Source organism: Methylobacterium haplocladii (assembly GCF_007992175.1).
Classification (GTDB): Bacteria; Pseudomonadota; Alphaproteobacteria; order Rhizobiales; family Beijerinckiaceae; genus Methylobacterium; species Methylobacterium haplocladii.
The window spans coordinates 33934-42002 of the sequence record NZ_BJZT01000046.1 but is presented as its reverse complement, the minus strand read 5'-3'; the positions used below and the strand labels follow the sequence as shown (position 1 = coordinate 42002).

The 8069-nt window shown below is 66.9% G+C and carries 9 protein-coding genes; 8 read left to right on the top strand and 1 reads right to left on the bottom strand.

Features of this window, described 5'->3' with window-relative positions:
- Nucleotides 1-45: 45 nt before the first annotated feature.
- On the bottom strand, nt 46-1437 hold the full coding sequence (locus MHA02_RS20275; protein ID WP_147082136.1) for a dipeptidase: 1392 nt from the start codon (nt 1435-1437) through the stop codon (nt 46-48).
- A gap of 273 nt (nt 1438-1710) precedes the next feature.
- On the opposite strand from MHA02_RS20275, the gene MHA02_RS20270 reads away from it, so the two are divergent.
- The 8 genes from MHA02_RS20270 to MHA02_RS20235 all read left to right on the top strand — a co-directional run bounded on the left by MHA02_RS20270 (nt 1711) and on the right by MHA02_RS20235 (nt 7876).
- Nucleotides 1711-2232 (top strand): (2Fe-2S)-binding protein, encoded by a 522-nt coding sequence (locus MHA02_RS20270; RefSeq protein WP_147082134.1) that lies wholly within the window; start codon nt 1711-1713, stop codon nt 2230-2232.
- Nucleotides 2229-3242 (top strand): FAD binding domain-containing protein, encoded by a 1014-nt coding sequence (locus MHA02_RS20265; protein ID WP_147082132.1) that lies wholly within the window; start codon nt 2229-2231, stop codon nt 3240-3242. Before MHA02_RS20270 ends, MHA02_RS20265 begins: the two co-directional genes overlap by 4 nt.
- Nucleotides 3243-3255: 13 nt before the next feature.
- Nucleotides 3256-5514, top strand: coding sequence for a xanthine dehydrogenase family protein molybdopterin-binding subunit (locus tag MHA02_RS20260; RefSeq protein WP_147082130.1), 2259 nt, complete (start codon nt 3256-3258; stop codon nt 5512-5514).
- Nucleotides 5515-5652: 138 nt separating this feature from the next.
- Nucleotides 5653-6021 (top strand): fluoride efflux transporter CrcB, encoded by a 369-nt coding sequence (crcB, locus tag MHA02_RS20255; protein ID WP_147082128.1) that lies wholly within the window; start codon nt 5653-5655, stop codon nt 6019-6021.
- Between the two features lie 10 nt (nt 6022-6031).
- Nucleotides 6032-6466 (top strand): EamA family transporter, encoded by a 435-nt coding sequence (locus MHA02_RS20250; RefSeq protein ID WP_147082126.1) that lies wholly within the window; start codon nt 6032-6034, stop codon nt 6464-6466.
- Nucleotides 6466-7125, top strand: a complete 660-nt coding sequence (locus MHA02_RS20245; RefSeq protein ID WP_147082124.1) for a M15 family metallopeptidase — start codon at nt 6466-6468, stop codon at nt 7123-7125. The genes MHA02_RS20250 and MHA02_RS20245 overlap by 1 nt, the downstream gene beginning before the upstream one ends.
- A gap of 170 nt (nt 7126-7295) precedes the next feature.
- Nucleotides 7296-7553 carry a hypothetical protein gene (locus tag MHA02_RS20240; RefSeq protein WP_147082122.1) on the top strand — a complete coding sequence of 86 codons (258 nt, stop codon included), beginning with the start codon at nt 7296-7298 and terminating at the stop codon, nt 7551-7553.
- Nucleotides 7550-7876, top strand: coding sequence for a hypothetical protein (locus MHA02_RS20235; protein ID WP_147082120.1), 327 nt, complete (start codon nt 7550-7552; stop codon nt 7874-7876). Before MHA02_RS20240 ends, MHA02_RS20235 begins: the two co-directional genes overlap by 4 nt.
- The last annotated feature ends 193 nt before the right edge of the window (nt 7877-8069 follow it).

Below are 8069 nucleotides of genomic sequence, written 5' to 3'. Positions count from 1 at the left end.
AAGAACCTCAGATCCAGCAACACAGCCCGATAGCGGCAAGCGTGCTCACGATCCTGCCGACGCTCCAAGCGCCGCCAGGATGCGTGCCCAGCTGCGCGTGCCCTTGTGAAAACTCTGCAGCTCGTACTTTTCGTTCGGCGAGTGGATACGGTCGTCGTCGAGACCGAAGCCGATCAGCAGGGTGTCGAGGCCGAGGATGCGCTTGAAGTCGCCGACGATCGGGATCGAGCCGCCCGCCCCCACAGCAATGGCGTCGCGACCCCATTCCTCGGTGAGCGCGGCCTGTGCGACTGCGAGCTGCGGCATGTCGAAGGGCAGCGCCAGGGCGCGCGAGCCCTTGTAGCAGACCACCTCGACCTTGCAGTCCGCCGGGACGCGCTCGCGCACGAAGGTTTCGAAGGTCTTTGCCAGCACCTGCGGGTCCTGGTCGTTGACGAGGCGGAACGAAACCTTGGCGCTCGCCTGACCGGCGATGACGGTCTTGGTGCCCTCGGCGGTGTAGCCGCCGATGATGCCGTTGACGTCGCAGGCCGGGCGGGATTGGATCATTTCGATCAGCATGCGCCCGCGCTCGCCGGCCGGCTCCTTAAGGCCGATCGGCCCCAGGAACTTCTCGGCCGTGAAGTCGAGGCCCTTCCACTGCTCCAGCACCTCGGGCGGCGGCTCACGCACGCCCTCGTAGAAGCCCGGCAGCGTCACCCGGCCGTCGTCGTCGTGAAGCGCCGCGAGGATCTTCGAGAGGACGTGGATGGGGTTGGCCGCCGCCCCTCCGAAAAAGCCGGAATGCAGGTCGCGGTCGGCGCAGGTCACCGTCACCTCGAAATAGGCGAGACCGCGTAGCGAGGTGGTGATCTGCGGGGTGTCGCGGTCCCACATCGCGGTGTCGCAGACCAGCGCCACATCGGCCTTCAGCCGATCGCGGTTCGCCTCGACCCATTCGGGCAGGCCCTGTGATCCGCTCTCCTCCGCGCCCTCGATCACGATGGTGACGGCGCAGGGCAACTCACCGCTCATCGCGAGATGCGCCCGGCAGGCCTCGATGAAGGTCATCACCTGACCCTTGTCGTCGGACGCGCCGCGGGCCACGATCTGACGGCTTTCGCCTCCGCCGACGAGGCGCGGCTCGAAAGGCGGATGGGTCCAGAGGCTCAGCGGGTCGACCGGCTGAACGTCGTAGTGGCCGTAGAACAGGACGTGCGGCGCGCCAGGCTTGGGCTTGTGCGCGTAGACCACCGGATGGAGCGAGGTTTCCTCGACGCTAGTCTCGAAGCCCAGCGCCGTCAGCGTCCCCTCCAGCCAATGCGCCGCCTTGCGGCACTCGCCCTTGTAGGCGGATTCGGTCGAGATCGACTCGATCCGCAGGAAGGCGAACAGCCGCTCCAGGGCGTTGTCGAGGTCCGTGTCGATGTCGTTCAGGATCGGGTCCAGCGCGGCCATGGCCTGTCCTTCGGGCGGTGTCTCGTTTCGGCCCAGCGTTAGCCGAGCGCCGCGCGTGGCGTAACCCCGTGGCGTTCTTCCGCGATGCGACCGGGAACAGCGCCAGATTGGAACGGTTATCGAAGCAATCCGGCGCGGCGTTCGCTCGCGTCGCATCCGTCTCACCGCCCTGCTGCGAACCGTCACAAGCCCCGTTCGCGCAACGCGGCGGCGGGCGCCCCATTCGAAAGTGCCCCGATCCCGAAGGACCGGCGCACCATCACGGAACACGCCATGCTCATTGAAAGCGGCTCACCCGGAGCCGATGCCAGGATCGGCATCACCCTCACGATCAACGGCGAGAAGCGGGAGATCGACGTCGCGCCCTGGACTACGCTCCTCGACCTCCTGCGGGAGAATCTCGATCTCACCGGCACCAAGAAGGGCTGCGACCACGGCCAATGCGGCGCCTGCACCGTGCTCGTGAACGGCACCCGCATCAATTCCTGCCTCGCCCTCGCAGTGATGAAGGATGGTGCCGAGATCACCACCGTCGAGGGGCTCGCGGGCCTCGCGCAGAGCCAGGGTGTGAACACGCTGCACCCGATACAGGAGGCCTTCGTCGAGCACGATGCCTTCCAGTGCGGTTACTGCACGCCGGGACAGCTCTGTTCCTCCGTCGGCCTGATGAACGAGGGCCACGCCAAGACGCGGGAGGAGATCCGGGAAGCGATGAGCGGCAACATCTGCCGCTGCGGCGCCTACACCAACATCGTCGATGCGATCGAAGACGTCATGCAGGGAGCCGCCCGATGAACCGCTTCGATTACGTCCGCGCCGGCACAGTGGCGGAAGCGGTCCAGGCGTTCGGTAGCGATCCGAGCGCGCGCTTCATCGCCGGGGGCACCAACCTCATCGACCTGATGAAGTACAACGTCGAGAAGCCCGGCCGGCTGATCGACATCACCCGCCTGCCGCTGAACACGATCGAAGAGCGGGACGGAGGCCTGCGCATCGGCGCGCTCGTGAGCAACGCCGACCTCGCCTACGACGACCGCATCCGGAGCCGCTATCCTTTGCTGTCGAGCGCGATCCTGGCCGGCGCATCGGCACAGTTGCGGAACGCTGCCTCCACCGGCGGCAACATCAACCAGCGCACGCGATGCTACTATTTCTACGACGAGGGCACGCCCTGCAACAAGCGCGAGCCCGGTTCGGGCTGTCCGGCCATCGGCGGCGTCAACCGCATCCACGCGATCTTCGGGGCGAGCGACGCGTGCATCGCCACGCACCCCTCCGACATGTGCGTGGCATTGGCCGCGCTCGAAGCGACGGTACAGGTGACCGGGCCGGACGGTGACCGTGCCATCGCGTTCGCCGACTATCACCGGCTGCCGGGCGACGACCCGGCGAAGGACAACACCCTGAAGCCCGGCGAAATGGTCGTCACCGTCGATCTCCCCGCCAAAGATTACGGGCAGCACCACACGTACCTAAAGCTGCGCGACCGGCTCTCCTACGCCTTCGCCCTGGTCTCGGTGGCCGCCGCCTTCGAACTCGATGGTCAAACGATCAGGACCGCGCGGCTCGCGCTCGGCGGCGTCGCGCACAAGCCGTGGCGCAATCTAGAGGCCGAAGCTCTTCTGCAGGGCAAACCGGCGACCCGCGAAAACTTCCAGGCGGCGGCCGATCTCATCGTGGCCGAGGCCAAACCCCAATCCGAGAACGGTTTCAAGATCGAGCTGGCGCGGCGCGCCATCGTGCGCGGCCTCGAACAGGCCGCCGCCGGAACGCCGCAGACCCAGTCCGACAAGCGCATTCAGTAAGGAATTCCTGCCCATGGCTACGCAGATCAGCCCGGCATCCGGGCGCGACACGTTCGTCGGCAGAGCGATGAGCCGCGTCGACGGCCCGGCGAAGGTCACAGGCCTTGCTAAGTATGCCGGCGAGTTCGCCGCTCCCAACCTCGCCCATGGCTACGTCGTATCAAGCGCGATTACGAAGGGTCGGATCACCGCGATCGACGCAGCCGCGGCCGAGGCGGTGCCCGGCGTGTTCAAGGTGATCACCCACGAGAACCGGCCGAGCATTGCCGGCGAGGCCGAGGCCTATCAGGACATGGTCGCGCCGCCCGGCGCGCCGTTCCGGGCACTCTACGACGAGACCATCGCGTTCTCGGGCCAGCCCGTCGCCCTCGTGGTCGCGGAAGATTTCGACACGGCGCGCTACGCCGCCTCGCTGGTGCGGGTCTCCTACGAGGCCGAGACGCCGCATACCGATCTCGAAGCGCAGGCCGGCTCGTCCTACGATCCGCCGGAGAAGCGCGACGGCATCAAACCGCCGCCGGAGCCTTGGGGCGATGCCGGCAGCGCCTTCGACGGCGCGGCGATCAAGGTGAGCCAGCAATATCGGATCGCCCACGAGCACCATAATCCGATGGAGCCGCATGCCTCGACCGTGGTCGTGGAAGACGACGGCACCTACACGGTCTACGACAAGATCCAGGGCGTCGCGAACTCGCAGCTCTATCTAACGAATGCCTTCGGCCTGAAGCCGGAGCAGGTGCGCTGCCTCAGCCCATACATGGGCGGCGGCTTTGGATGCGGATTACGGCCGCAATACCAGCTCTTCCTGGCGATGCTGGCCGCGCAGGATCTGAACCGCTCGGTGCGCGTCGTGCTGACCCGCGACCAGATGTGGAGCTTCACCTACCGGCCCGGCGCCGTGCAGACCGTCTCGCTCGGGGCCGATACCAGCGGTAACCTGCAGGCGATCCGGCACGATGCCCTGCACGGAACCTCGCAGTACGAGGACTACCAGGAGAACATCGTCAACTGGTCGGGCATCCTCTATGGCTGCGACAACGTCGAGCTGACCTATCGGCTGGCAAAGCTCGACACGGCAACGCCCGGCGACATGCGCGCACCCGGCGCCGTGACTGGCGTGTTCGCGCTCGAAACCGCGATGGATGAGTTGGCCTATGCCACCCGGATCGATCCGATCCAGCTGCGCATCGCCAACTACACCGATACCGATCCGGTGGAAGAGAAGCCGTTCGGCTCAAAGGCTCTGAAGGCGTGTTTTAGACAAGGCGCCGAGCGCTTCGGCTGGTCGAAGCGCAATCCCGAACCGCGCTCCATGCGCGACGGCAAGGAACTCGTCGGCTGGGGCATGGCCTGCGGGATCTGGGAAGCGCTGATGATGGAGTCGAGCGCCAAGGTGACGCTGACCGCCGATGGTCGGCTCGAAGTCGGCAACTCCACCGGCGACATCGGCACCGGCACCTACACGATCCTGACCCAGATCGCGGCCGACGCCCTCGGCCTGCCGATGGAGCACGTGACGACGAAGCTCGGCGATACCGATCTCGCCAAGGCTCCCGTCGCAGGCGGTTCCTGGACGGCGGCCTCCTCGGGTACCGCCGTGATGAAGGCCTGCCGCGACGTCGCCGAGCAGGCGTTCAAGCTGGCGCGGGGCCTCGAAGGCTCGCCTCTCGCCAACGTCGATTTCGAGCGCGTCGTCTTCTCGAAGGGCCGCATCGAGGTCGCCGGTGATCCCGCCAAGAGCGTCGTTCTCACGGACGTCATGCGGCAGACCGGCACCGAGACGCTCGAGGCGACGGGATCGGCGAGCCCCGACAAGGACTTCGCCAAGCAATACGAGGCCTATACCCACTCGGCGGTCTTCGCCGAGGTGAAGATCGACGAGGAGCTTGGCATCGTCCGTGTCACCCGCGTCGTCTCGGCGATCGCGGCGGGCAAGATCCTCAATACCAAGACCGCGCGCAGCCAGATTCTGGGCGCGGTGGTGATGGGCATCGGCTCGGCCCTGCATGAGGAATCGATGCTCGACCACCGGCTCGGGCGGTTCATGAACCGCAACCTCGGCGAGTACCACGTGCCTGCCAACGCCGACATCCACGACATCGACGTGATCTTCGTGGACGAAGAGGACAAGGCTAACCCCCTGGGCGTGAAGGGCGTCGGTGAGATCGGCATTGTCGGCACGGCGGCGGCGATCTCCAACGCCGTGTTCCACGCGACAGGGAAGCGGATCCGCGACCTGCCAATCACGGTGGACAAGATCCTCGCCGCTTGACCCGCCTCGGATAACACCACCCCGAACCGGCAGCCCAGTTGGCTGCCGGTTTTCGTTTGCGATGGCGGTCATCGCGTTGCGGATTGACCTTCCTGTACGTTATCGCCTGCGCGTCTGCAGCCAAAGATCATCGCGCCAATGAACCCACTCCTCGTCTTCGTCGGTGCCGGGATCGGCGGCGTGCTGCGCCATGGCGTGAACGTCGCCGCCTTGCGGGTCGGGTCGAGCTTCCCGTGGGGCACGCTGGCGATCAACGTCGTCGGCTCGGTGCTGATGGGGATTTTCACCGGATGGTTCGCCCTGCGCGGCGGCAGCATGCAGGCGCGGCTCTTCATCGCGACGGGCATCCTGGGCGGCTTCACCACATTCTCGACCTTCTCGCTCGAAGCCATGACGCTGTTCGAGCGCGGGGAGACAAGCGCGGCGCTGGCCTACGTCGTCACCTCGGTGATCGTCGGCATCGGCGGCTTGGCGCTTGGCCTGCTGGTGATGCGGCAGATCCTCTGACGGACGGGGCATGGCCGAGCTTCTGCAGTCCTGGCGCTTCTGGGCGCTGCTCTCGGCGGCATTCGCGGCGCTGACCGCGATCCTGGCGAAGGTCGGCGTCACCGGCGTCGACTCCGATGTCGCGACCTTCGTGCGGACGGTGGTGATCCTCTGCCTCACCGGCGCGATCGTGATCGCCGCCGGGCAGAGCCAAGCGCTGACGCAGATCCCCGGCCGCAGTGCGCTGTTCCTGGTGCTGTCGGGCCTGGCCACCGGCGCATCCTGGCTCTGCTACTTCCGGGCGCTCGCGCTCGGCGACGCGGCACGTGTCGCGCCGCTCGACAAGCTCAGCGTCGTGCTGGTGGCGATCTTCGGCGTCGTGATCCTCGGCGAACGGCTGTCGGGCGTGAACTGGCTCGGCATCGTCCTGATCGCGACCGGCGCCGTGCTGGTGGCCTTCCGCTGATGCGGCGGCCGATCGCGATCGCCGCCCTCCTCGCCGGCGGCTTGCCAGCGCAGGCGCAGAGCCCCTTCGTCGATGCGGCAGGACTCGTGCCGGGGCTCTCGGTCGAGATGCGCTATGCCGGCGCGCACAACTTCGTCGGAAGGCCCATCGCCGGCTACGAGGCGCCGCGCTGCCTGTTGACGCCACAGGCCGCGCGGGCGCTGGCCGTGGCGCAGGCCGATCTCGGCCCCCGGGGCTACCGCCTCAAGGTGTTCGACTGCTACCGGCCGACCCGAGCGGTCGCCGATTTCGTGGCCTGGGCATCCGACCCCGCCGACATCCGCATGAAGGCCGAGTTCTACCCGGCGGTCGACAAGCGCGACCTCTTCCGCCTCGGCTACATCGCCGCGCGCTCCGCCCATTCCGGCGGCTCGACCGTCGACCTGACGCTGGTGCGCCCCGGCGGGGGCGAGGTCGATATGGGCACGCCGTTCGACTGGTTCGGCCCAGAATCAGCACCGGGCTGGCGAAGCCTCACATCGGCGCAATCGGGGGCGCGCGGGGTGCTGCGGGCCGCGATGATTCGAGCCGGGTTCAAGCCCTACGCAGCTGAATGGTGGCATTTCACGCTCGGTCGGGAGCCCTATCCCGCGACTGCTTTCGATCTGCCGGTGCGATGAAATCCGCTCGGCCGAGCCGCCAAGCCGATGCCCCGTATCGTCTTTCGAAACCACGTTGAATTCCTCTAATTCCGCATTGCAGATTTTGAACCTGATCTTGCGCTTTTGATTATTTCCAATGTTTTCGCAATGACTTGATTACCGCGAATACCTCGTTCATTCGTGCAGGCATGTCGAAAGCCTTCAGCCAGATCGCTCTACACCCACACCGCGGTGTCGCGGTGTTCACGGTGCCACGAGCGCGGCCCTGGCCCTTCGACTGGAGCAGCGTGGAGAACGAGATGGCGCGGGCGTTCGGGGCGATCCGGGAATGCGCGAGGATCGCATGGTGGGACGGTTCGGCCATCGGCCTGCATCTGCACGGTGTCTTCGACCTGTTCGATCTGCTCGACACGCGGCCCGATCCGGATCGTGGAGACCTGCCGTGACCGCCGGCCTCACGACCGCCATGCGCGTCGCCGAGGAGCGCGGCCGCCAATCCTCCCTTGAGCGCGCGTTGACCTGCGCCTTCTGGCGCACCGTTCAGAGCGAACCGATGCCGGTGATGGCGGCCCTCGAAGCCGCCGCCCGCGCGCTCGGGCATCTCTACCGCCAGACCGCCGCCGTGCATGGTCCCGGCGGCGCTTGCGGCTGCGGCTGGCAACCGGACCCGGAGGCCGACCTGATCGTCCTCGAAGCGATGCTCGCCGCCGCATTGTTGCAGCAGCCGGTGGAGACCCTCGCCGAAATGGAAGTTGCCGGGCGGGCCTAACAGCTCGGAAGGGCCGACAGCACCTCGGCTATCAAAGGGCGGGCCCCGGGATCAGGCTGCGTGCAGGCCTGCTCGAGAGCGCGAAGTTCAACCGGCGCGGCGCTGCAGCACGCCAACAGTTCGCCCAGCAGCAGGCCCCAGGCCCGCACCTCAATGCGCTGCAGCAGCGTACCGAAGGCGTTTGGCGGCAGCA

Bases quoted from the DNA above. Each gene is read 5' to 3' on its own strand.
- MHA02_RS20270 (WP_147082134.1), top strand. From the start codon at position 1,711: ATGCTCATTGAAAGCGGCTCACCCGGAGCCGATGCCAGGATCGGCATC.
- MHA02_RS20260 (WP_147082130.1), top strand. From the start codon at position 3,256: ATGGCTACGCAGATCAGCCCGGCATCCGGGCGCGACACGTTCGTCGGC.
- MHA02_RS20275 (WP_147082136.1), bottom strand. From the start codon at position 1,437: ATGGCCGCGCTGGACCCGATCCTGAACGACATCGACACGGACCTCGAC.
- MHA02_RS20240 (WP_147082122.1), top strand. From the start codon at position 7,296: ATGTCGAAAGCCTTCAGCCAGATCGCTCTACACCCACACCGCGGTGTC.
- MHA02_RS20250 (WP_147082126.1), top strand. From the start codon at position 6,032: ATGGCCGAGCTTCTGCAGTCCTGGCGCTTCTGGGCGCTGCTCTCGGCG.
- crcB (WP_147082128.1), top strand. From the start codon at position 5,653: ATGAACCCACTCCTCGTCTTCGTCGGTGCCGGGATCGGCGGCGTGCTG.
- MHA02_RS20245 (WP_147082124.1), top strand. From the start codon at position 6,466: ATGCGGCGGCCGATCGCGATCGCCGCCCTCCTCGCCGGCGGCTTGCCA.
- MHA02_RS20265 (WP_147082132.1), top strand. From the start codon at position 2,229: ATGAACCGCTTCGATTACGTCCGCGCCGGCACAGTGGCGGAAGCGGTC.